This is a genomic window from Nocardioides alpinus (assembly GCF_900112035.1).
Classification (GTDB): domain Bacteria; phylum Actinomycetota; class Actinomycetes; order Propionibacteriales; family Nocardioidaceae; genus Nocardioides; species Nocardioides alpinus.
This window is the reverse complement of sequence record NZ_FOKC01000013.1, coordinates 47,731-70,069: the sequence shown is the minus strand read 5'-3', so window position 1 is coordinate 70,069 and position 22,339 is coordinate 47,731. Positions and strand designations below refer to the sequence as shown.

General features: G+C 73.3%; 17 protein-coding genes. 8 read left to right on the top strand and 9 right to left on the bottom strand.

Features of this window, described 5'->3' with window-relative positions; translation table 11 throughout:
- Positions 1-26: 26 nt before the first annotated feature.
- Positions 27-464 carry a nitroreductase family deazaflavin-dependent oxidoreductase gene (locus tag BM127_RS19365; protein ID WP_091201351.1) on the top strand — a complete coding sequence of 146 codons (438 nt, stop codon included), beginning with the start codon at positions 27-29 and terminating at the stop codon, positions 462-464.
- A gap of 44 nt (positions 465-508) precedes the next feature.
- Here the strand turns inward: BM127_RS19365 and BM127_RS19360 are convergent, their stop codons facing one another.
- From BM127_RS19360 to BM127_RS19340, 5 genes are read right to left on the bottom strand one after another with little or no spacing between them, the layout of a single operon-like run.
- A complete protein-coding gene (locus BM127_RS19360; protein ID WP_091201349.1) occupies positions 509-1,114 on the bottom strand; it encodes an ACT domain-containing protein in 606 nt (201 codons plus the stop codon).
- 36 nt (positions 1,115-1,150) lie between these two features.
- Positions 1,151-2,902, bottom strand: a complete 1,752-nt coding sequence (gene recD / locus BM127_RS19355) for an exodeoxyribonuclease V subunit alpha (RefSeq protein WP_091201347.1) — start codon at positions 2,900-2,902, stop codon at positions 1,151-1,153.
- Positions 2,899-6,222 (bottom strand): UvrD-helicase domain-containing protein, encoded by a 3,324-nt coding sequence (locus BM127_RS19350; protein ID WP_091201345.1) that lies wholly within the window; start codon positions 6,220-6,222, stop codon positions 2,899-2,901. Before BM127_RS19350 ends, recD begins: the two co-directional genes overlap by 4 nt.
- 2 nt (positions 6,223-6,224) lie before the next feature.
- Complete coding sequence (gene recC / locus BM127_RS19345) at positions 6,225-9,575, bottom strand: exodeoxyribonuclease V subunit gamma (RefSeq protein WP_091201342.1); 3,351 nt, start codon at positions 9,573-9,575, stop codon at positions 6,225-6,227.
- A 44-nt stretch (positions 9,576-9,619) separates the two neighbouring features.
- Entirely contained in the window at positions 9,620-13,999 is a 4,380-nt protein-coding gene (locus BM127_RS19340) for a LamG-like jellyroll fold domain-containing protein (protein WP_091201340.1), read from the bottom strand.
- Positions 14,000-14,190: 191 nt separating this feature from the next.
- Between BM127_RS19340 and BM127_RS22430 the strand changes: the two genes are divergently transcribed.
- Positions 14,191-15,279 carry a hypothetical protein gene (locus tag BM127_RS22430; RefSeq protein WP_157829608.1) on the top strand — a complete coding sequence of 363 codons (1,089 nt, stop codon included), beginning with the start codon at positions 14,191-14,193 and terminating at the stop codon, positions 15,277-15,279.
- Positions 15,280-15,354: 75 nt separating this feature from the next.
- Here BM127_RS22430 and BM127_RS19325 read toward each other — a convergent pair whose 3' ends face one another.
- Complete coding sequence (locus tag BM127_RS19325; RefSeq protein ID WP_091201337.1) at positions 15,355-15,528, bottom strand: CsbD family protein; 174 nt, start codon at positions 15,526-15,528, stop codon at positions 15,355-15,357.
- A gap of 148 nt (positions 15,529-15,676) precedes the next feature.
- A complete protein-coding gene (locus tag BM127_RS22425) occupies positions 15,677-15,862 on the bottom strand; it encodes a hypothetical protein (protein WP_101228937.1) in 186 nt (61 codons plus the stop codon).
- Positions 15,863-16,027: 165 nt separating this feature from the next.
- Here BM127_RS22425 and BM127_RS22420 point away from each other — a divergent pair, with 165 nt between their 5' ends.
- On the top strand, positions 16,028-16,876 hold the full coding sequence (locus BM127_RS22420) for a DICT sensory domain-containing protein (protein ID WP_175507459.1): 849 nt from the start codon (positions 16,028-16,030) through the stop codon (positions 16,874-16,876).
- Between the two features lie 157 nt (positions 16,877-17,033).
- On the top strand, positions 17,034-17,489 hold the full coding sequence (locus tag BM127_RS19315; protein ID WP_231263412.1) for a DUF6328 family protein: 456 nt from the start codon (positions 17,034-17,036) through the stop codon (positions 17,487-17,489).
- A gap of 1 nt (position 17,490) precedes the next feature.
- On the opposite strand, the gene BM127_RS19310 is transcribed toward BM127_RS19315, so the two are convergent.
- Entirely contained in the window at positions 17,491-17,928 is a 438-nt protein-coding gene (locus tag BM127_RS19310) for an SRPBCC family protein (RefSeq protein WP_091201332.1), read from the bottom strand.
- Between the two features lie 116 nt (positions 17,929-18,044).
- Here BM127_RS19310 and BM127_RS19305 point away from each other — a divergent pair, with 116 nt between their 5' ends.
- From BM127_RS19305 to BM127_RS19290, 4 genes are read left to right on the top strand one after another with little or no spacing between them, the layout of a single operon-like run.
- Complete coding sequence (locus tag BM127_RS19305) at positions 18,045-18,605, top strand: TetR/AcrR family transcriptional regulator (RefSeq protein WP_091201330.1); 561 nt, start codon at positions 18,045-18,047, stop codon at positions 18,603-18,605.
- A complete protein-coding gene (locus BM127_RS19300; RefSeq protein ID WP_217642340.1) occupies positions 18,602-20,083 on the top strand; it encodes an MFS transporter in 1,482 nt (493 codons plus the stop codon). The genes BM127_RS19305 and BM127_RS19300 overlap by 4 nt, the downstream gene beginning before the upstream one ends.
- A 59-nt stretch (positions 20,084-20,142) precedes the next feature.
- On the top strand, positions 20,143-20,718 hold the full coding sequence (locus BM127_RS19295) for a TetR/AcrR family transcriptional regulator (protein WP_091201328.1): 576 nt from the start codon (positions 20,143-20,145) through the stop codon (positions 20,716-20,718).
- Positions 20,715-21,827 (top strand): SGNH/GDSL hydrolase family protein, encoded by a 1,113-nt coding sequence (locus BM127_RS19290; RefSeq protein ID WP_091201326.1) that lies wholly within the window; start codon positions 20,715-20,717, stop codon positions 21,825-21,827. The genes BM127_RS19295 and BM127_RS19290 overlap by 4 nt, the downstream gene beginning before the upstream one ends.
- Positions 21,828-21,830: 3 nt before the next feature.
- Here BM127_RS19290 and BM127_RS19285 read toward each other — a convergent pair whose 3' ends face one another.
- Entirely contained in the window at positions 21,831-22,088 is a 258-nt protein-coding gene (locus BM127_RS19285; RefSeq protein ID WP_091201324.1) for a hypothetical protein, read from the bottom strand.
- Positions 22,089-22,339 lie beyond the last annotated feature (251 nt).

Below are 22,339 nucleotides of genomic sequence, written 5' to 3'. Positions count from 1 at the left end.
GCCGCCGACCGTGGTGTTGTGCAGGTATGGCACTGACTGGAACCTATGTCCCGAGCACGTCCGAGTGGGTCCGCAACCAGGTCGAGGAGTACGAGGCCACCGACGGGGAGAAGGCGGGCACGCTGCCCGGCACGAACTACCCGATCGTCGTGGTCACCTCGGTCGGTGCGAAGTCCGGCAACCTCCGCAAGAACCCGGTGATGAAGGTCGAGCGCGACGGCGCCTACCTCGCCGTGGCCTCCAAGGGCGGCGCCCCGGAGAACCCGGAGTGGTACTACAACTTCGTCGCCCACCCCGAGGTCGAGGTGCAGGACGGTGCGGAGAAGCACGTCTACCGCGTGCGTGAGCTCGAGGGCGACGAGCGCCAGGACTGGTGGGACCACGCGGTCGCCACCTGGCCGACCTACGCGTCGTACGCCGAGAAGACCGACCGGCTGATCCCGCTGTTCCTGCTCGAACGGTGATCTGGCGGCCTCGGGCTTGACCCGTGGCCGGCCGGTCGGGCGGGTCAGTGGCTGCTGATCGTGACCGCGAGGCCGAGCAGGTGCTCGAGCCGGGCCAGCTCGGAGTCGAGGAACTCCGGGCCCCCGCGCCGCCCCAGGAGCATGAGGTCGTCGCCGAAGGGCGCGGCCAGCTCGACGTAGGTCTCGTCACCGGGCAGCCGGGTCGGCCCGGTGATCTCGCCGAGCTCGAACGACGTCGGCGCGGCGTCGGTCGCGTGGACCACCACCAGGCCGTCGGCGCCGCGACGGATCCGCGCCGCCCAGTCGACGCGGAAGGCGATCGGCAGCAGGTCGACGAGCCGATCGCGCGCCGTGGTCGGGTCCTCGGTCAGGGACTCGACGACCTCGAGGTCGAGGAAGAGGTTGCCGCCCGCGGCGTAGCGGCTGATCCACAGGACGCTGACGCCGTCGAGCGTGCTGCACGCGGAGATGATGGAGTCGGGCATCGTGCCGGAGGGGATCTCCAGCAGCACGTCGTCGACTGCGAACCCGTCGCGCTTCTCGACGATCTCGATCGCCTCGATGTCGCCGCCGGCCTCACCGATCGCGCTGGCGACGCGGCCCAGCGACCCCGGGACGTCGGGGAGCTCGACACGCATCAGGTAGGGCATGCAGCGAGGCTAGCCGCAGCCTGTGTCGGACACATTTCAGGCATCCGCCAGTCGGGCACGCAGCCCGCTCGCGCGCAGGGCCTGACGGTCGATGGCCGCCCGGACCGCCGACTCCGAGCCGATCACCCGCACCTTGCGCTGGGCGCGGGTCACCGCGGTGTAGAAGAGCTCACGCGTCAGCAGGCGGGAGTCCTCGTCGGGGAGCAGGACCGTCACCTCGTCGGCCTGGCTGCCCTGCGACTTGTGGATCGTCATCGCGTGCATGGTGGCCACGTCGCCGAGGCGCGACGGCGCGAGCTCGAGGAAACCGACGCCCGTCGCGATCGCCGCCCGGGGCCCGGCCGCGCTCGCGACCACGACGCCGGTGTCGCCGTTGTAGATGCCGAGCGTGTAGTCGTTGGACGACACCAGCAGCGGCCGTCCGAGGTAGGCGGCGTCGTGGACCGACACCCCGGTCTCCGCGGTGAACCACTGCTCGATCCGCCGGTTCCAGTGGCGTACGCCGAACGGCCCGTCGCGGTGCGCGCACAGCAGGCGGTGGCGGTCGAGCGCGGCCAGTGCCCGGAAGGCGTCGCCCGCTGCCGCGGCATCGTGCACGGCGAGCGCGTGGGGCAGCACCGCTGAGCGGATCGTGCCGGCCGGGTCGCCCTCCGCCACCCACTCGACCGCCTCGCCGCCGGCCTGCAGGGCAGCGATCGCACGGTCGGCGTCACCGAGGCGCAGCGCCTCGGCCAGCTCCCCGATCTCGGCGCCGTAGCGGTGCGCGGTCGTGAGCGCGGCGACCGGTGAGTCCGGTCGGTGCTCGTAGCCGCGGACCAGGTCGGTCAGCACGGCGCCGGCATCGACCGAGCTCAGCTGGTCGGGGTCACCGACCAGCACGAGCCGCGCCTCGGGGCGCACCGCCTCGAGCAGACGGGCCATCATCGTCAGCGACACCATCGACGCCTCGTCGACCACGACCAGGTCGTGGGGGAGGCGGTTGCCACGGTGGTGGCGGAACCGGGTGCTGTTGCCGGGGTGCTGGCGCAGCATCCGGTGCATCGTCATCGCCGTCACGTCGGCCAGCCGAGCCTGGTCGGCCGCACCGAAGCGGCTCGCGGAGTCGCGCACGGACTGCTCCAGGCGGGCGGCGGCCTTGCCGGTGGGGGCGGCGAGGGCGATCCGCAGCGTCTCGCCGCGGGCCTCCGCCTGCTCCCGCAGCGCGACGAGCAGCCCCGCGACCGCGGTGGTCTTGCCCGTGCCGGGACCGCCCGTGATGACCGTGGTGGGCTGGGTGGCCGCCCGGTGGCACGCAGCCCGCTGCTCGGCGGCCTCGGCGCCGGGGAAGACCCGGGTCAGCGACGTCTCGAGCAGCGCCTCGTCGACGACCGGCGCCGACCGGCCGCGGTCGCGCAGGTCGTCGAGGACCTGGGTCTCCTGCTCGTGGTAGCGGTCGAGGTAGACCAGCCCGTGCTCGAGGTGCACCACCCCGGCCGCCACCAGCGGGCTCGCGGTGACGGCCGCCGCCCATGCATCGGTCGCGGGCCACGGGAGGTCGAGGTCGGGGAGCGACGCGGGGACGGCCGCCAGGTCGAGGCACACCGACCCGTGGCGTACGGCCCGCACCGCGAGCGCGACCGCCAGCAGGACCGGCTCGTCACGCTCGCCCACGAGTCGTCCGAGGGTGGTGGCGACGTGGACGTCGGCCGAGGTGACCACCCCGGCGACGTTGAAGGTGGAGAGGAGTCCGACCGCCGCCAAGGCGAGGTCGCGGTCGTGGGCATCGACCGGCTCGAAGGTGTCGCTCATCGCACGACCACCCCGTCGAGCAGGTCGGAGAGCTCGAGCACCAGCGCCACTGGCGGACGCCAGGAGAACACCCCGCACGGCATCCCGTCGACGACCGGGGTCTCGGGCCCGCACATGCCGCGGAGATAGAGGTAGAGCACGCCGCCGAGGTGGGTGGCAGGGTCGTACGCCGGCAGCCGCCAGCGCAGGAACCGGTGCAGGACGACCGTGTAGAGGAGTGCCTGGAGCGGGTAGTCGGAGTGGGCCATCGCCTCGTCGAGCATCTCGGGGCGGTAGTCGTGGGCCGTCAGCGGCTGGTCGATCGGCCCCAGCCAGTTGGTCTTGTAGTCGACGGTGAGGAAGCGCTCCTGACCGTCGACGTCGAGGCGCAGCACCACGTCGATCGACCCGGTGAGGTAGCCCCGGAGCGACTGGGCGGCGAGGTCGGGGTCGCCGTCGAGCGCGTCGGCATAGACGCGGACCGCGTCACCCGCGGGCAGGTGCCGGCGCAGCAGCGGCGCGAGGTCGCCGAGGCGTACGTCGGCGGGTGCGGTCACCGTGTCGCCGCCGGCCAGTGGCACCTCGAAGTCGAGCTCGCGCAGTCGGTCGGGCAGGCCGAGGGACAGCAGCGTGCGGTTGCCGGCGAGGGGACCGAGCGGGCTGTCGCACACGGCGACGAGGGCGTCGGCGAGCTCACCGGGATCCAGGTCGACGGGCCACCACACGAGCTGTTCCTCGACCAGCCGCAGCAGCTCGCCGCGGAAGTCGTCGGCGGCCGGGTCGGCGTGCTCGAGGACGGCGTGCACGAGCGACCCGAAGGTGGCGCCGACCGGCAGCGTCGCCATCGGCGACGGCACCGAGGCGGCAGCCGCGCTGGCGTCCACGTCGGCGCCGACGTCCTCGGCCGTCACCTCGGAGTCCTCGTCGGGCACGACCTCGGGCTCGGACAGCGCGGCGGCCGCGTGCGCTGCGCTGGCCGCGGAGAGCGACGAGTAGGACGTGCGGCGCCAGGTCGTGTCCACCGTGCGGCTGAACCTCCGCACCCCGAGGTCGTCGGAGGACCTCTCGAGCGGCGTCGGGTCGGGCGGGGTGAGGGCCGCCAGCTCGATGCTCGGGCCTCCCGCCTCCTCCCAGGCGGCGAGGATGGCCAGCATCCGGTCCTCCTCGACGATCGGCATGCTGTCCGGCACGGGTGCCATGCCCGGCCGACGGCCGAAGAGCATCCGGTGCAGCGGTGAGTCGGGCGTGTTGCGCTCGGCCGGGGCGTACCACGCGACGACCTGCGACTGCGCGCGCGTCATCGCGACGTAGAGCAGGCGCAGCGACTCGCCGGCGTCCTCGCGCCAGTGGCGGCGCAGGGCCTCGCGGTGGAACGCGCTGGCGCCCCCGACGTCGCGGCACCGACGGCCCGCGTCGTCGTGGAACAGGGGGACGGCGGGCTCGCGGCCGGTGAAGCGGTTCCAGAGGGTGGGGAGGTAGACGACGGGGTACTGCAGGCCCTTGCTGCCGTGGATGGTGACGAGCTGGACCGCCTCGGCGTCGGAGTCGAGCCGCCGGGTCCGCTCGGAGGCGACCTCGAGCTTCTCGTCGGCGACCTGCTCGCGCAGCCACGCCAGCAGCCCGACCAGGCCGAGGCGTTCCTCCGTCGAGACCCGGAGCAGGGACTCCCCGATGTGGCGCAGGTCGGTGAGCGTGCGCTCGCCACCCACGCGGGACAGCACGCGAGCGGTCAGGCCCTCGACGGCGGTCACCTCCACCACGGCTGCCACCCCGCGCTTGGTGAAGACGTCGGCCAGGGTGCGGACCCGGCCGGCGAGCTCGTCGGTCAGGTCGTCGCCGCCGGCGTCCAGCGACTGGGCGGTGTGGCCGAAGAAGGAGGTGAGGGAGGCGGCGCGCACGCGGTCGGCGCGGTGCGGCTGCTCCATCGCCTCGAGCAGGATCAGCCACTCGGCCGCGGCAGGCGTGTGGAAGACGGACCCACCGGCGTTGACGACCGACGGCACGCCGACCTCGGCCAGGGCGAGCTGCACCGCCTCGAGCTCGTTGCGTCGGGCGGCCAGGACCGCGATGTCGCCGGGCTTCAGGTCGCGGCCGTCGAAGGTCGGCGCGGACTCGATCAGCCGCTTGATGTCGTGGGCGGTGTCGGTGATGACGTGGTCGCGCCACAGGGCGACCGGCGGCTTGGACCGCGGTCCCTTCCCCAGCTCGGTGCGGCGTACGACCCGCAGCCGGAAGGGCGCACCGGCACCCACGAGCCGTGACTCCTCGAGGTGGGCCGCGACGGGGTGGACGACGATCCGCTCCTCGCCGAGGTGGGCACCCTGGAGGACGGCATGGATCGACCGGAGGAGCGGCTGGTCGGAGCGCCAGTTGACCCCCAGCGTCTGCGTGGTGGTGGCGGTCTCCGACGCCTGGAGATAGGTGACGATGTCGCCTCCGCGGAAGGCGTAGATCGCCTGCTTGGGGTCACCGATCAGCACCATCGTGGTCGACTCGCCGAAGGCCCGCTGGAAGACCTGCCACTGCACGGGGTCGGTGTCCTGGAACTCGTCGATGAGCACGAACTTCCACCGGTGCTGCATGCGTCGCCGGGCCGCGGCGGTGGTGTCCTCCAGGGCGTCGGCGAGCTGGCTCAGCAGGTCGTCGTAGCTGAGCACGCCCAGGCGCCGCTTGCGGCGCTCCACCTCCTCGAGCACGTCGCCGGCGAACCGCACCCGCATCGCTGCCGCGGAGTCGGGGGAGTCGGCCACGACGGCGGCCGGCTCGACCACGGCGCGCGGGTCGCCGATGACCGCCCGGGCGAGCTCGAGCGCGGCGGCCCGGGTCCACGGCGGCTTCTCCTCGCTCCCGAAGTCACGGAGGTAGAGGTCGTCGACGGTCTCGGAGGTGAGCTGCTCGAGGTCCTCGACCAGGGTCGCCGAGGCGTCGGTGTCACCGGCCACGCCGAGGCTGCGGAGCACGAGCTGGCAGAACTGGTGGATGGTCGCGATGGTCGCCGCGTCGAACGAGACCAGCGCGTCGGTGAGGCGGGCCAGCCGGTTGGCGAGCTCGGGCTCGCTCGCGGCGAGGAGCCAGTCGTGGAGCCGGTTGTCGGGGTCGCGCAGCAGCGGGTCGGCGAGCAGCTGGACGGCCTCGTCGAGCTGGCGGCGTACGCGCTCGCGCAGCTCCTGGCTCGCGGCACGGGTGAAGGTCACGACGAGCATCTCGTCGAGGCCCACCTCGCCCAGGGCGACGTGCTTGGTGACGAGGGCGGCGATCGTCCAGGTCTTGCCGGTGCCGGCGCTGGCCTCCAGGAGGGTCGTGCCCGGCGAGAGGTCGGCGCCGATGTCGAAGGTGTCCACGCTCAGAGCCCCCTGATCTGCTCGTGCCCGCCGTCGATGAGCGGGCTCCAGAGGCGCCAGGCGAAGTGACCGAGGCGGTGCGGGCCCGCCTCGCCGGCGCGGGTGGGCGAGGCGAGCAGGGCGTAGTCGGCGTGCTCGCCGAAGGCCCGGACGTGCCAGGCGTCGGCGTCCTCGAGCGGGAAGCCGGAGTCGTTGAAGCGCGGTGTCTCCCACGCGGCGCGACCCTTGACGTCGGGGTCGCCGTCGCTGCCGTCGCGCACCCGGCGGAACTCCTCGGCCCACGCCAGCGACGTCTTCACCGGCACCGGGAGCGGCTCGCACTGGCCGGCGTCGTAGAGGGCGACGAGGTCGCGCAGCCACTGCTCCGCCTGGTGCTGCGCCATCGGCCCGATCAGCTGGACCTGGCCTCCGGAGCGGTGCTTGCCGATCGTGTGGACCGTCCAGTTCTCGTCGGGGAGGCCGGCAGCGAGGGCGAGCGCGTTGATCCAGGCGGCGAGGCGGTGCTTGGCGCCGAGGTTGGAGAAGGACACGGACACGGCGTTGTTGCCCCACACGTCGCCGACCGTGCCGGAGAGCCGGCGACCGCCGCCGAGGTCGATGTCGACGTCGAGGCTGCGCTGGGGGCCGCGGCGCAGCTCGAGCGCGCGGATGACGAGGGGGCGGACCACGGTGACGATCTCGTCGAGGACGCCCTTGCCGAGCGGTCCGGGAGGCAGCTGGCCGGTCACCCGCAGCGCCTCGCCGACCGCGATCGCGTCGGCCCCGCCCAGCACCTCGGCCGCGAGCCGGTCGCCGACGGCCCACTTCTCCAGCGCGTCGAGGGTGATCGGGATCGCGTCCTTGACCTCGTCGGCGGCGTAGGGGCGCGCGATGCGCAGCCGCCGGAAGAAGCCGCGGACCGGGTGGGCGAAGAAGTCCTGCAGGTCGGCGAGCGAGAGGTCCTGCGGCGTCGCGTCGGCCACCGGGAGCGGCGCAGGGACGAGCACCCCGACCGCCTCGCGGTCGGAGCGTGCGGCGCTGGCCCCGGCGAGCGCGAACCGGTCGAAGGTGAAGGCGCCGCCCCCGCGCAGCCGACCTGCCACGAAGTTGGCCTCGTCGAAGGGCTGCAGCGGGTGGTGGGTGAGCACCCGGTCGCGCACCGGTGCGCTCGTCGTGCGGTCCAGCGCATCGAGCAGCTCGCCGAGCGGCACGGCCGGCGGTCGCTCCGCCCCGGTGTGCTCGCCGCGGCCGGTGTAGGTGATGACGAGCTTGTCGGTCGCGGCCACGATCGCGTCGAGGAACAGCTGCCGGTCCTCGGCGCGCAGGTCGCGCTCGCCGGTGCGCGGTCGCCGCGCCAGCACGTCGTCGCCGTCGACCGTGGACACCCGCGGGAACACCCCGTCGTCGAGGCCGACGAGGCAGACCACCCGGTGGGGCACCGACCGCATCGGCACCATCGTGCAGACCGTCAGCGTGCCGGTGCGGAAGTTGGAGCGGGTCGGGCGTCCGCGCAGCCGCTGCTGCAGGAGGGCGCGTACGTCGGCCTGCCGCAGGGTGGTGCCGGTGTCGGCGGCGCCGGCGGCGATGCGCGCCACCTCGCGGTCGAACTGCGCCACCTGCCAGATCTCGTCGAGAGGCGTGGAGGTGAGGGCGTGCACGGCGCCGCCGACCGCGGTGGTCCAGTCGCTCACGCTCGTGGCGCGCTCGGCGCTCGCGACGAAGGTGTGCACCCGCTCCACGAACTCCGCGAACCTGCCCACGAGGTCGAGGTCGCCGTCGCTCACGTCGTCGACGGGCACCGTGCCGGAGACCTGCCGGTGGTCGAGCCCGGACATCGCCGCCCCGAGCAGCACCCGACGCAACCCGGTGACCCACGTGTTGGCGTCGAGGCCGCCGAGCCCGAACGTGTCGCGGTGCTGGGCGTCGTAGCCCCAGCGCACGCCGCTGACGTCGACCCAGTGGGCGATCCGCTCGAGCTCCTCGTCGCCCAAGCCGAAGCGGGCACGCACCGGGTCGGCGCCGGCGACGTCGAGCACCTGGCTCGCGGTCATCCGGCCGCGGACCAGCTCGACGAGCTGCGCGGCGAGGGCCAGGAGCGGGTTGGTCGCGGCGAGCGAGCGGTCGGCCAGCCGCACCCGCAGCTGGTGGCCGGGGTGCCCGGCACCCTCGCCCGCGACGTCGGCCATGCCGAACGCGGCCGAGATGAGGGGGGCATAGGTCTCGATGTCGGGGACCATCACGAGGATGTCGCGCGGCTCGAGGGTCGGATCGTCCTGCAGCAGGCCGACCAGCACCTCGCGGAGCACGTCGACCTGCCGGGCCGCGCCGTGGCAGGCGTGGACCTGCACGGAGTCGTCGCCGCCCCACGCCCGTGCGGACCGCTCCTCGACACTCGGCGCGTGGTTGGCGCGCAGGTCGTGCTGGAGCAGCCCCAGCAAGGTGTCGGCCGTGGGGGGCGGGATGGTTGCGGGCGTGCTGGGCAGGTCGCCGAGCGTACGGCGGAGCTCGCGCGCGTCGCGCCCGAGCGAGCTGAGCAGGGGGTGTCCCACCACGGCGGCGGAGTCGTCGACCGCGCGCGGCACCTGGCCCTCGCGTGCCGCCGGCGCCAGGGCGTCCCAGAGTGCGGTCGAGGCCTGCGGCAGCCACAGGTGCACCTCGCGCAGCTCACCCAGGGCCGTCAGGAGCGCGACCTCGGTCTCCGGCAGGCGGGTGTGACCGAAGAGCGACAGTCGCGGCGGCAGGTCGAGGTCGCCGCCTCCGGAGCGCAGCCGGGCCACGGTCTCCGCGTGGCGCACGTCCGGCGGGGTGACGTCGACGACGGCGAGCAGACGGCGCCACAGCTCGGCCTGCCACCGCAGGTCACCGTCGAGCACCCCGCCGGCGCCGTCGGAGTCGCGACCCTCGCGCCAGTCGGTGAGCACCTGGGGACGCTGCACGGCGCAGGAGGAGAGGAGTCCTGCCAGCCGTCGCGCGACGGCGTAGCGCCGCGCCGACCGGTCGTCGTCGGGGTCGCCGCCGCCGAGGTGGGTGGTGAGGTCCTCGAAGCCGGGTGCACCCATCACGTCGTCGATCACCGCGAGCAGCGGCCACGCCAGCCGGTCAGGACTCCACGGGTCCTCGGCATCGCGGTCGAGCAGCAGCGAGACCAGCGAGTGGGGCGACACGAAGTCGACGCCGGCGCACACGCCGTCGCCGCCGCGGGGGCCGACGCCGAGGCGGTGCGAGAGCCGCTGGGTCAGCCAGCGCTCGACGCCGCGGGCCGGCACGACGACGACCTCGCGGGCGAACGGGTCGGGCAGGGGAGTGACCAGCAGGTCGGCGAGGCCGTCGGCGAGCGCGTCGGTGCGCTCGGCGGTGTGCAGGTGCAGGGTCACGGGCAGCACCCTACGAGCCGGTGCCGACACCGGTCGCGGTCGCGTCAGAGCCCGCTGCCGCGCACCGTCTGGACCTCCGCGGCCGTCAGGGCCCGGCCGTAGACCCGCACGTCGTCGATGGTCCCGGCGAACCACTCGCCCCAGACCGCGTTGCCGCCGATGCGCAGCGCGCCGGTGCTGGTCACGAGCGTCCCCGCCTGGTTGCGCGTGGCCACCTGCGTGCCGTTGACGTAGAGCCGCGCCACCGCGCCGTCGTACGTCGCGGCCAGGTGCGTCCACACGTTCGCAGCGAGCGCCGAGGGGGCGTTGACCTCCCGGTCGGTGTTGCCGATGGCGAGCGTCGCGTTCGGCCGGCCGCTGGCGTTGCCCGTGGCGTAGAGGGCGTACGTCAGTCCTTGCGGGCGCTCCTTCAGGAGCACCTGGCGCCACGAGCCCAACGTCGTGGGCCGCACCCACGCCGACAGCGTCATGCCGGTCGTGAGGTCGAGGCTCGCGGAGTCGGCGACGCTGACCATGTCGTTGGTGCCGTCGAAGACGAGCGCTCCGCCGTACCTGCCGTCCGTCGTCCACGCGGGGCCGGACAGGGTCCCCGTGTTGCCGCGTCCGGAGCTGTCGGCAGCCGTGCCGCCGCTGCCGTCGTCGAAGGACCAGCCGCCGACAAGTCCCGCGACACCGGCGTTCGCGACGGTGACCGCGACCGCGGCCGAGGTCGTGGTGCGCCCGGAGGCGTCCCGGGCGACGGCGGTCACCTGGTGCTGGCCGTTCCCGGCAGTGGTGGAGGCCCACGTCGCGGTGTAGGGCGCACTGGTGTCCTCGCTGCCCACGGCGACGCCGTCGACACGGAACTGCACCCCGACGACCGCCACGTCATCACTGGCGGTGGCCGACAGGGGCACCTGCCCGGAGACGGTGGCGCCGGCGGTCGGCGCAGTCACGGCGACCGTGGGCGGAGCCTGGTCGACGACCACCTGCGCGGGGGCCGGGACCGACCACCCGGACCAGTTGGCTGCAGCGTCCCGGGCGCGCACCTCGTAGGAATAGCTGCCACCCGGCAGGCCCGCGTCCACCAGCGTGGTGGTCGGCGCGGTGACGGAGAAGGTCACAGGTCCGCCGGCGCCGCCGCTGCGCTGCACCTGGTAGGCCGTCACCCCCCGGTTGTCGGTCGACGCGGACCACGTGACCGTGGCCGTGCTGCCGGACACCTGGGCGACCACGCCGGTCGGCACGGTCGGCGCCGCGGTGTCGCCGACGACGATCGCCTGCGCCTGACCCGAGGGGGCACTCGTGTTGGTGCCGTCGGAGGCCAGCACGCGGTAGTAGTGCGTGCCGGGCGACACGGCGCTGTCCACGTACGTCGTCGCGGTGACACCGGTCGCGATGCGCGTGGAGGGCGACGGGCTGAAGCCGTCCACCCCGCTGCGGTGCACCTCATAGGTGGGTGTGGCGACGTTGTCGGTCGAGGCGTTCCACGTGAGCGACGCGGTGTCGGTCCCGCCGGTTGCCTGGAGCCCCGTGGGTGCCGTCGGTGGCACGGTGTCCCCGCCACCGGCGTCCGCCGTCGAGTCGGTGACCACCTGGGCCGCGGTCAGCGCGCGGTCGTAGATGCGCACCTCGTCCAAGAAGCCGGCGAACCACTCGCCCCAGATCGCGTTGCCACCGATCCGCAGGGCCCCGGTGCTCGTGGCGACGGCGCCGGTCTGTGCTCGCGAGGCGACCTGGGCGCCGTCGACGAAGAGCCGCATGGTGGCGCCGTCGTAGGTGAGCGCCAGGTGCGACCAGGCGTTGAGCGGCAGGGAGCTGGGGCCGTCGAGGTAGCGGTCCGTCCCACCCACCGACAGCGAGCCGTTGGGCCGACCGGCGACCGCTCCGCTGGCGTACAACGCGTAGGCCAGGCCGTTGGGCTGCTCCTTGAGGATCACCTGGTCCCACGTGCGCGCCGCACTGGGCCGCGCCCACGCGGTCAGCGAGAAGCCGGTGGTCAGGTCGAAGGCGTTGCGGTCGGGGACCGTGACCCGGTCGTCGACTCCGTCGAACGACAGGGCGCCACCGCGCCGGCCGTTGGCCACCCAGGTCGGGCCGCCCTCCAGGGTGCCCGTCGCACCGGTCGGCGAGGAGTCCCGCGCGGTCGTGCCGGTGCCGTCGCCGAAGCTCCACGCGCCCACCAGGCCGGGCAGGCTCGGAGGTGTGGCGGTCTCCGTGAACGACGCGGTGTACGTCGCGGAGGTGCTGGCGGTGATCGTGTGGGAGCGGCTGCCGCCGTCCGACCACGACGCGAACTCGTAGGTCCCACCCTGGGTCTGCGGCGACTCCACGGAGATCGTGTTGACCGAACGCTGGATCACCGGGACGGTGAAGGGCGTGGTCCGGGCATCGGAGCCGACGGTGGCCCGGAGCCCGGCAGGGACGGTCTGGACGGTCAGGTTGACCACGGCCGGGTCGAGCCGCAGCGTCGCCGTGCCGACGAGGCCGTCGGAGTCGGTGGCCGTCGTCTGGAGCTCCAGCCACGCGGGGTACTCGTGGTCGGGGCCGATGAAGGAGCCGGACGCAGTGGCGTCGAAGCGGGCCTGGGTGTGCTCGTGGCACTCGCTGCCGTTGGGGCAGTGCTTCACGACCAGCTGCGTGCTCAGCGCGGACGCGGGAAGGGCGCCGTCGTCGGTGTCGCTGGCCGCGACGGTGAAGCTCACCGGGTCGCCGACCCGCCAGGGGGTCGTCGCGGCCGGCGAGTTGATGACAACGGTGGGGGCGTCGTTGCCCGCGGTGACGGTGACCGTGTCGACATCGGTGGCGCCCAGGTTGTCGGTCACCCGGAGCTGGGCGGTGACGGTGCCGCCGGTGGTGTAGGTCCAGGACGGGTTGACGGCCGTCGAGTCGTCGAAGGCGCCGTCGCCGTCGAGGTCCCAGGCGTACGAGATGCTGCTGCCGGCGTCGGGGTCGGCCGAGCCGCTGCCGTCGAACTGCACCGCCAGGGGCGTCTGACCGCTCGTCGGGTCGGCCTCGGCCACGGCGATCGGCGGCGTGTTCCCGCCGGCGTTGTAGCGGATGCGCTTGACCTGGCCGGTGGCGATGTCGACGGCGTACAGGTCGCCGCCGGGTCCTGCCTCGAGCTCGGCGGCGTACATCGTGCTGTCGAAGACGGTCGTGCTGCCGCCGACCACGTCGCCACCGCTGAGCTGGGCGAACCACACGCACCGCCGCGAGTAGTCGGCGAAGAAGACACCGTCGCGGTAGGACGCCGGGTAGGCCAGCGACTGGCTGCCGAACGCGACGGCGGAGACCGACGAGCCGCCGCTCGTGCACCCGGTGCCGAGCGGGGTTCCGTGGGCGTAGGCGAGGGACGGCGCCGTCACCGCGCCGGCGCCCTGGGAGTAGAGCGTCTCGCACGCAGGGGCGTCCGCGCCGTCGTAGCCGGGCTGGCGCCCCGTGCCCTCGTAGCAGGGCCAGCCGAAGTTCTCCGCCGTCCCGTCCACGGTGATCCTGTTGAGCTCCTCGAAACGGGTCCAGCCGACGTCGCCGACCCAGATCTCCGAGGTGCCGGGCCGCGCGGCGAACCGGAACGGGTTGCGCATCCCGTAGGCGACGACGCGCTTGCGCATCGGGTCGGGGTCGGAGATGAACGGGTTGCCCGGTGCCGGAGCGCCGGTGTCGGGGTCGATGCGCAGGATCGAGCCGTGCGGCACGACCGCCGTTCCCGCTGGCTGCCGGGGCGACTGCGAGCGGAGTGCGCCGCCCCAGCCGGTCACGTCCGCGCAGCGCTGCGAGCCGAGGTTGCCGGTGTCGACCTGGTTGTAGCTGGCAGCGTCACCGGAGCCGACGTAGAGGTAGCCGTCGGTGCCGAACTCCACTGTGCCGATGGTGTGGCTGCCGTACTGCTGGCACCACCCGCCGCCGAGGAGCACCGCCTCCTGTCCGGTCCACGTGCCGGTGGCCGGGTCGAGCGTGAGGCGCGTCAGCTCGGCCGACACCCGGCAGTCGTTGGCGCCGCCGTCGGTGGGGCACGGGTCGGTGTCGGACGTGGCGGTGCCGTACTTCGGCACCGTGCCGCCGGGTTCGGCGTCCTTCGTGTAGAGCGCCCAGAGGTAGGGACGGGTGGGGTACGCCGGGTCGAGCACCATGCCGAGCAGGCCGCGGTCGCCGTTGTTGTAGACCCGCAGCCGCAGGTCCGCGACCTGGCGGCTGCTCGCGTCGTTGAGGTTGTCGAAGACCTTGACGACGCCGCGGCGCTCGGCCACGAAGACCTGGCCCGTGGTGGCGAACTCCACGTTGGACGGCTGGTCGAGCCCGGTGAAGGGAAGGTTCTCGATCGCGAAGCCGGCCGGCGCTGCCTGTGACGGTGGGCTCCCTGCGACCAGCGCCGCCGTGGGCAGGAGAGGGACGAGGAGCGCGAGGAGGACCCATCTGGCGGCGTGACGTGCTGAGCTGACCATGGACCTCGCCCCTCGACCGAATGTGGCCGCGCCGCTCGTCGCGGCCCGGTTCCGAGTGCGTCGAGTGTGTGGTCCGGGTCGCAGCCCCCGGGTGTTGGCGATCCCGGGTTACCCCCAATGGGGGACGGCGCCGCCGGCCGGGGGTGGTGGGTGCGCTGGCCCGGACGGCCCGGGTCGGCGAGGATCGGTGCGTGGCCGGCGTACGGAGGGGGCGAGCGGTCCTCGTGCTGGCCACCGTCGCGACCTTCGCGCTCGCGTGCAGTGGTCCGGAGCCCGAGCCGTTCACCATCGAGTGGGTCGAGCAGGCCCTCCCCGCCCCCGACGGCGCACCGGGTCGCACCGTCGTGCGGGACGCGGTCGGGTGCGGCGACGGCTGGTGGGTCGTGGGCGCGGTCTTCCTCGACCGACCGTCCGAGACCCGCGACACCCGCCCGGCGGCGTGGTTCTCGCGGGACCGGGAGACCTGGACGTCCGTCCCCGTCGAGACCCGCACCTACTGGGGTCGTCGGGCGATCCTCAACTCGGTCGCCTGCTCGCGCGGCCGGATCGCCGCGGTCGGCGCCCGCTCCGGCGGCGCGCACGGCAACCCGCGGGTGACGACCTTCCGGACGGACGGCCAGGCGTTGGTGGACGTGCCGGCCCTCTTCACCCAGTACGGCGGCGTGAGCGCGACCAACGTCGGACCGATCGCCGGGAGCCCGACCGGGTGGCTGATCACCGGCAACCGCACCTCCGGCCCCGGGGTCTGGTTCACCGACGACCCGCGCGCGTTCACCCGCGTCGAGGCCGAGTCGGGGCTGACCGACGACGGCGACCTCGAGTCCCTCGCCCAGGGCGCGGGATGGTCGGGCGAGGAGTGGGTGGTGGTCGGGTCCGGCGCCCGCACCGGGCGGCACCTCGACCCCGACCCGCTCGCGTGGACCTCGCCGGACGGCCTGACGTGGACGCCCGAGGAGATGCCGGCCGCCGACGGCATCCAGGACGTGCACCGCGTGACACCGCTCGACGACGGGCGGCTGCTGGCCGTGGGCCGGAGCGGGACGGCTTCGCCGCGTGGGTGCGCGACGACGACGGCTGGGGCGGGTCAGTGTCCTTCGGCGCCATCGCTGAGGAGTGGCGCGGAGCGCCGTACGTCGCCTCGCTCGCGCCGACGCCGGCCGGCGTGCTGGCCACGATCAGCACCGGCAGCCGCTACGAGCTCTGGCAGACCGATGACGGTCGCGACTGGCAGCGGGTCGTCGTACCCCTCGAACCGCAGACCGCCGGCGACCACACACTGATGGCGGTCGCCGGCGATGACCTGCTGCTCGTCGCCGATGCGGGCGACGGAGGGCACGTCTGGGTGGGAGAGCGGGTCAGCCCTTGAAGACGTCCTTGACCTTCTCGCCGGCCTGCTTGAGGTTGGCGCCGGCCTGGTCGCCCTTGCCCTCGGCCTCGAGCTGCTCGTCGTCGGTCGCCTTGCCGGTGGTTTCCTTGGCCTTGCCCTTGAGCTCTTCGCCCTTGTTGCTGATCTTGTCGTCGAGACCCATGTCGTTCCTCCGAATATCGGTGGGGCTTGCGAGGTGCGGTGCGGGACCGGGATGGTCCACCTCGAACCTGCCACGCAGGTGGGCACGGAACGACACCCGTCAGGGTGGGACGCGCCCCGCCGGCCGGGGATGCCGACGGGACGCGAGATCAGGAGTCGATCGAGCGGGGCTGCGTCGAGCGCTGCTCGGCGCCGAGCGCGTGCCGCGGGGGGACGATCTGGGGGGTGGGGTGGTCGACCTCCTCGGCGCGCGCGGCGTCGAGCCTCCAGATGAAGAAGCACCCCACGACCGCGACGAGGATCGCCACCGTGCTGATGAGGATGACTGTGCCCATGAGGGCCTCCTGGTGAGTCGGGGGATCCGGAAGCAGATCTCTACAATCATGTATAAGTTATCTCCACAGGTTGTGCAAGACCTGTGGACAGGGCAGTATTTCCGACAGGCAACATCTCCGGGCGGCCAATCCCCCCGGCTGCGCAGTTCCGGAGGGGGTGGCGACATGACGAGCGGAGCGACCACGGGCTTCAGCATCGGCGTCCTCGCCTCGCGCACCGGCGTGACGCCGGGCGTCCTCCGCACGTGGGACACCCGCTTCGGCTTCCCCGCGGGCATGCGGTCCGACACCGGTCACCGTCGCTTCACCGATGCCGACGTCGACCTCGTCCGGCAGGTGCTGGAGGTCCGCGCCACGGGGCTGCCCCTGCAGATGGCGATCGACGCGGTGCGTGAGCGCCAGCAGCACGAACCCAGCGAGTCGGTGCACGCCGCGCTGGCGCGCGACTTCCCGCACCTGGCCGTCCAGCGGCTCGGCCGGCGGGCGCTCGTGGCGGTCTCGCACGCCGTCGAGGACGAGTCCATGGCGCGGGCGGAGCGCCCGGTCGTGATCGGCACCTTCCAGGAGGGGCACCGCTATACCGGCTCCCGCCACCGCTGGGACGAGCTCGCACGTACGTCGTCGTGGGCCGCCGTGGTGGCCGACTTCGACGACGCCCTGCCGGCGGACGTCTCGGCCAACCCGGCCCGGTGCCAGCTCCCGGAAGGGTCCCCGATGCGCCGCGAGTGGACCGTCGTGAGCATCAGCACGGCCCGCGCCGCGGTCGTCTCGGCCTGGGAGGTGCCGTCGCGTCCCGGCGAGGACGCGGTCTTCGAGTCGGTGATCAGCACCCACCGCCCGGTCGTGGTCGCCGCCGCCAAGGTCCTGGTCGACGTGGCCCGGGCCGCCGGCGCGACGCCGCCCCCGCACGTCGTACGACTCCTGGACGAGCAGTCCCGGCTGCCCGACACCTCGGCGGCCGATGCCGACCGCATGTGGTTGCGGGCCCTGGCCCGCCTCGATCAGCCGCGCTGACGCGCCCAACGGCGTCAGTGGTGGCGCAGGGCCTCGATCGGCTCGTCCCTCGACATCGGCGGCCTCGCCCCCGCGGCGTGGGTGCCTGCACACCCGTCGGGAGGTGGGCCCACGGGCGTGGCTGAGTAGCGTGCGGACGATGGTGCGGAGGATGGCCGTGGACGATCGCGACGAGACGCCTGACGAGCGGGCCGACCGCAACTGGAACGACCTGCTCCAGGAGCTCCGGGTCAGTCAGACGGGAGTCCAGCTGCTGGCCGGGTTCCTCGCCACGCTGCCGTTCCAGTCGCGGTTCACCGACCTCGACGCCTTCCAGCGCGGCTGGTACGTCGGGCTGCTGGCGCTCGCCTTCGCGACCGTCGGCGTGACCCTGGCGCCTGTGGCCATCCACCGTCGGGTCTTCCGGGCCGGCGTCAAGGAGGAGCTCGTCTCCGCCGGGCACCGGCTGACCGTTGCCGCGCTGGGGATGATCGCGGTGCTCCTCGGCGGGATCGTGTTCCTGGTCGTGGACGTCGTCTACGACCGTGCCGCCGCCTCGTGGTCAGCGGCGGGTGCCGTCGCGGTCCTCGCCGGTCTGCTGGTGGTCCTGCCCGCCCGCGTGGCGCGGCGGTAGATCAGCCGCGCTGGCGGTCCAGGCTCGAACGCAGCTCGTCGACGGTCTTCTTGGCGAGGAACGGGAGGTACGCCGACACGAGGGGCGAGGCCAGCCTGGCCAGGCCCGAGAAGGTCATGTCGGCCCGGTAGGTGACCTCCGAGCCACGGCCGGCAGCCCGGATCTCGAAGATGTCGTGGCCCTCGAACTGCTCGTTGGTGCCGCGCAGGTGCACGCGGGTCGGCGGGGCGAGCTCGGCCGTCGTGTAGATGATCTCGGTCGTGCGACCGAGGAACTTCGACACGTTGCGATAGGACGTCCCGACGCCACCGTCGCCACTCGTCCGCTCGCACGTCTGGGTGCCCGGGTCCCACTCCTCGGCGTTGGTGAAGTCGGCGAGGTAGGCGTACGCCACGTCGGGCAGGGCGGTCGTGGTGAAGGTGCGGGTGACAGAGGGCATCCGTCCACGCTAGCCAGCGCCCCCCTGCGCACGGGTCACCCCAACGGGTCGCACCGAGCGGTTTGAGACAATCATGTCTCACGTGAGACACTGTTGTCTCAACCGGAGGAGTGGGCATGGCTGATCGCAACGACGTGCTGGGTGCGGCCCAGCGGGTCCTCAATGCCGACCCGGGAGCCTCGATGACGGTCGTCGCGGAGGCGGCCGGCGTCAGCAGGGCCACGCTCAACCGCCACTTCGACTCACGCGAGACGCTCCTCGTCGAGCTCGGCACGCGCTCCCTCGACCAGTGGGCGCAGCGGCTCGACGCGGTCGACGTCGAGGCCGTCGCCGCGTCGGGCGATGCCGCCAGGATCCGCGCTGCGCTCGAGGACCTCGTGCTCGGCTACGTCGACGACTCCGACGCCTTCGGGTTCGCGCTGACCGACCACGTCATCCTCGCCAACGCAGCGCTCGAGGAGCGCACCCAGGCCCTCGCCGACCGCGAGGCCGTCCTCTTCGCGGCGGCCCAGGCCAGCGGGGTGCTCCGCGCGGACCTCCCCCTGCGCTGGTTCGGCCATGCGATCTACGGCCTGCTGGTCGCGGCCCGCGAAGCCGTCCGCATCGGCGACGTCGCCCGCCGCGACGCCGGCCACCTCGTCCTCTCGTCCCTCCTCGCCGGAGTGGTGCCCTCGTGACCGTCCTGCACGAGCGCTCCTCGCAGACCGCCGCCGACCCCCGCCGCTGGTGGGCCCTCGCCGTCCTCGCCGCCAGCCTGCTCGTGGTGGTGATGGACATGACCATCCTCAACGTGGCGCTGCCCGAGATGGCCGCTGAGCTGCACCTCACGTCCGTCTCGCAGCTGTGGGTCGTGGATGCGTACGCCCTCGCGCTCGCGGGACTGCTCGTGCCGATCACCGCGCTGGGTGACCGGTGGGGACGCAAGCGGATGCTCATCACCGGCTACGCCGTGTTCGCCGCCGGCTCCGTCGCGGTCCTGTGGGCCGACAGTGCGGCCGCCGTCATCGTGATCCGCGCCCTGCTCGGCATCGGCGGTGCGATGGTGATGCCCTCGACCCTGTCCCTCATCCGCTCGATCTTCGCCGACCCGCGTGAGCGCACCCTCGCCCTCAGTGTCTGGGGCGCCACCGCTGCCCTCGGCGCCGCGGTCGGGCCGGTCGTCGGTGGCGCGCTGCTCGAGGCCTTCAGCTGGCACGCCGCCTTCCTGGTCAACGTGCCGCTGATGCTCGTCGCCATCGCTGCTGCCGCCTGGCTCCTCCGGGAGAACCGCTCGCCGCGTCCCGGTCGGATCGACGCTGCCGGCATCCTGCTCTCCGCAGGCGGCATGACCGCCTTCGTCTACGCGGCCAAGCAGCTCGGCAAGCACGGGCCGTCGTTGCCCACCCTCGCCCTGCTCGTGGTCGGCGGCCTCGCGCTGGCCGTCTTCGTCAGGACGGCGCTGGCCTCGGACCGGCCGATGCTCGACGTGCGGCTCTTCGGCAACCCGGTGCTGCGGGCCGGCGTGGTCGCCGCCCTCGCCAGCAGCGCCGCGATGGTCGCGGTCCTCTTCGTCGGCAGCCAGTGGCTGCAGCTGGTCGAAGGGTGGAGCCCGCTGGAGTCCGGCATCGCCCTGCTCCCGCTGGCACTCGGCGCGATGATCGCCTCGCCGTTCGCGCCCGCGCTGGCGGCCCGGACGAGTCCGCGCATCGTCCTCACCGGCGGGTTGCTGGTGCTCTCGGCCGGCCTCGGCCTGCTGGCCGTCGTCCCGGCGACGTACCCGTGGATCGCCGTCGCGTTCACCGTCGTCGGTCTCGGTACCTCCGCCCTCGGCCTCGGGTCCGCGCTGATCATGGGCACGGCCACCGATGACCAGGCGGGGTCCGCAGCGGCTGTCGAGGAGATCACCTACGAGCTCGGTGCCGTCCTCGGCATCACGTTCCTGGGCAGCCTCGTCGGAGCGGTCTACCGGGCCGCGCTGCCGGACGGTGCCAGCGCCACCGTGCGCGAGTCGGTCGCCGGCGCCGTCGGCGGGCCGTCCTTCGACGATGCGGCCGACGCGTTCGTGCTGGCCTTCGCGTCGGTCGGGGCCGTGGGCGCCGTGCTGACCGCGCTCGCGGCGTACGCGGTCTGGCGCCTGGTGCCGGCCGACCTGTCCCTGGACGACGCGCACCACTGAGGCACTCTTTTCCTCATGCCCTAAGGTTTGATCCTCACGTCATGAGGAAAGGGGGCGCCATGCCTCGCGCAGGACTCTCGAGCGCCCGGGTCACCGATGCGGCCGCCGAGCTCGCCGACGAGGTCGGTCTCGACCGGGTCACCCTCACCGCGCTCGCGAAGAGCTTCGGAGTCGCCACGCCCAGCCTCTACAGCCACGTCCGCAGCAGCGACGACGTACGCATCCGGGTGGCGCTCCTCGCGCTCGAGGAGACGGCCGACCGGCTGGCCGACGCACTGGCCGGGGTCAGCGGTCGCGCCGCGCTCGCCGCGATGGGCGGGGTGTGGCGGTCCTACGCCACCGAGCACCCCGGCCGCTACGCCGCCACGCGGCTGCCGCTCGACGCCGCGACGGCAGCCGCGAGCGCCGGTCCTCGCCATGCCGACCTCGGTCGGGCCGCGCTGCGCGGCTATGCGCTCCCCGACGTCGACGAGACCCATGCGGTCCGCCTGCTCGGCGCCACCTTCCACGGCTACGCCGCCCTCGACGCGGCGGGCGCCTTCGGCCACCGTGCCGACGCACCCACCTCCGACGAGACGTGGGAGCGCGTCCTCGACGGCCTCGACACCCTGCTTCGCTCCTGGGAGAAGCCATGATCGACCCGACCCTCGTCGTCGGTGCGCTCGAGCTCGAGCACACCGACGGCGGCCTGCTGCCCCACCGGCTGCCCGCCTGGGCGCGCGCCCAGACCGACGACCCGCAGCTCGCGCTCGTCGAGGCCCAGCCGGCCGGCGTACGACTGGCGCTGCGCACCGATGCCACCCACCTCGAGCTCGACGTCCTGCCGACCAAGCGCCGCTACGTCGGTGCGCCGGCGCGACCCGACGGGTGGTACGACGTCCTTGTCGACGGCGTGCTCGTCCAGCGGCTGCAGGCGCCCGGCGGCCACGTGCTCGACGTCGACATGATGACCGGCGCCAGCACCTTCACCGCGGGTGAGCCGACGATGCTGGTGATCGACCTCCCGGCGGGCACCAAGGACGTCGAGGTCTGGCTGCCCCACGACGAGCAGACCGAGCTCATCGACCTGCGCGCGGACGCGGTGCTTGCGCCCGCCGACGACGACCGACCCCGGTGGGTCCACCACGGCAGCTCGATCAGCCACGGGTCCGTGGCCACCCATCCGACCGAGCCGTGGCCCGTCGTCGCGGCTCGCCTGGCCGGGCTCGACCTGGTCAACCTCGGCTTCGGCGGCAGTGCGCTGCTCGACCCCTTCGTCGCGCGCACCATCCGCGACACCCCTGCCGACCTGATCAGCCTCAAGCTCGGGATCAACGTGGTCAACCAGGACCTGGTGCGGCGCCGCGCCCTCGGCCCGGCGGTCCACGGCTACCTCGACACCATCCGCGACGGGCACCCGGACACCCCGATCCGACTCGTCTCCCCGATCCACTGCGGGATCCACGAGGCGGTCCCCGGGTCGACGGCGCCGGACATGGCTGCCCTCGCCGAGGGTCGCGTCGCCTTCGTGGCCGCCGGGGACCCGGCGGGCGTGGCCCGCGGTGCCCTGACCCTCGAGGTGGTGCGTGAGGTCCTCGCCGGGGTGGTCGAGCGACGCGGCGACCCACACCTGTCGTACGTCGACGGGCTGGCGCTCTACGGCGCCGACGACGCGGTGCGGCTCCCGCTGCCCGACCACCTGCACCCCGACTCCGTCACGCACCAGCTCATCGGCGAGCGGTTCGCGGCGCTGGGGGCCTGGTAGGTCTCATTCGCCGGCGAGTGGCATCTGATCGGCGCGTGCGAGCGCATCGGGAAGTGTCAGCCGGGTGACGGTGCCGTCGACCTTGGCGACCAGTCGCGGACCGTTGGCGATCGGGCGGTCGTCCTCGAGGCGGCCACGGCTGGTGTCGAGGACCAGCAGCAGGAACGCCGCCTCGTCCTCCCGGGCGCGGTGGCGGTCGACCCGCAGGCGGTCGTCGTCCAGGGATGCCTCCACCGCCGCGACAGCCTCGTCCAGGGTCATGGGAGGTCAAGGCCTGCGCGCGTCCGGGCATTCCGCTCGGGGCGGACGCGTCGCCCAAGGACGCGCAGTGCCACTGGTCCAGACACCTGAGACGCCATTCCCCGCGTGGCCTGAAACATTTGTGTAACAAACCGGCAACAGCCTCGAGCCGCTATGGACGTGATCGTGGTCACTCCATATGTTGTCCCGAACAACATATGCACGACGACTAGCGGAAGCATCCATGGTCAGCGTGCGATGAAATCGCTAGG

What these genes read in the sequence shown, in the direction of transcription:
- BM127_RS19365 (WP_091201351.1), top strand. Translation starts at nt 27, where the DNA reads ATGGCACTGACTGGAACCTATGTCCCGAGCACGTCCGAGTGGGTCCGC.
- BM127_RS19360 (WP_091201349.1), bottom strand. Translation starts at nt 1,114, where the DNA reads ATGCCCTACCTGATGCGTGTCGAGCTCCCCGACGTCCCGGGGTCGCTG.
- recD (WP_091201347.1), bottom strand. Translation starts at nt 2,902, where the DNA reads ATGAGCGACACCTTCGAGCCGGTCGATGCCCACGACCGCGACCTCGCC.
- BM127_RS19340 (WP_091201340.1), bottom strand. Translation starts at nt 13,999, where the DNA reads ATGGTCAGCTCAGCACGTCACGCCGCCAGATGGGTCCTCCTCGCGCTC.
- BM127_RS19325 (WP_091201337.1), bottom strand. Translation starts at nt 15,528, where the DNA reads ATGGGTCTCGACGACAAGATCAGCAACAAGGGCGAAGAGCTCAAGGGC.
- BM127_RS22425 (WP_101228937.1), bottom strand. Translation starts at nt 15,862, where the DNA reads ATGGGCACAGTCATCCTCATCAGCACGGTGGCGATCCTCGTCGCGGTC.
- BM127_RS22420 (WP_175507459.1), top strand. Translation starts at nt 16,028, where the DNA reads ATGACGAGCGGAGCGACCACGGGCTTCAGCATCGGCGTCCTCGCCTCG.
- BM127_RS19310 (WP_091201332.1), bottom strand. Translation starts at nt 17,928, where the DNA reads ATGCCCTCTGTCACCCGCACCTTCACCACGACCGCCCTGCCCGACGTG.
- BM127_RS19305 (WP_091201330.1), top strand. Translation starts at nt 18,045, where the DNA reads ATGGCTGATCGCAACGACGTGCTGGGTGCGGCCCAGCGGGTCCTCAAT.
- BM127_RS19295 (WP_091201328.1), top strand. Translation starts at nt 20,143, where the DNA reads ATGCCTCGCGCAGGACTCTCGAGCGCCCGGGTCACCGATGCGGCCGCC.
- BM127_RS19290 (WP_091201326.1), top strand. Translation starts at nt 20,715, where the DNA reads ATGATCGACCCGACCCTCGTCGTCGGTGCGCTCGAGCTCGAGCACACC.
- BM127_RS19285 (WP_091201324.1), bottom strand. Translation starts at nt 22,088, where the DNA reads ATGACCCTGGACGAGGCTGTCGCGGCGGTGGAGGCATCCCTGGACGAC.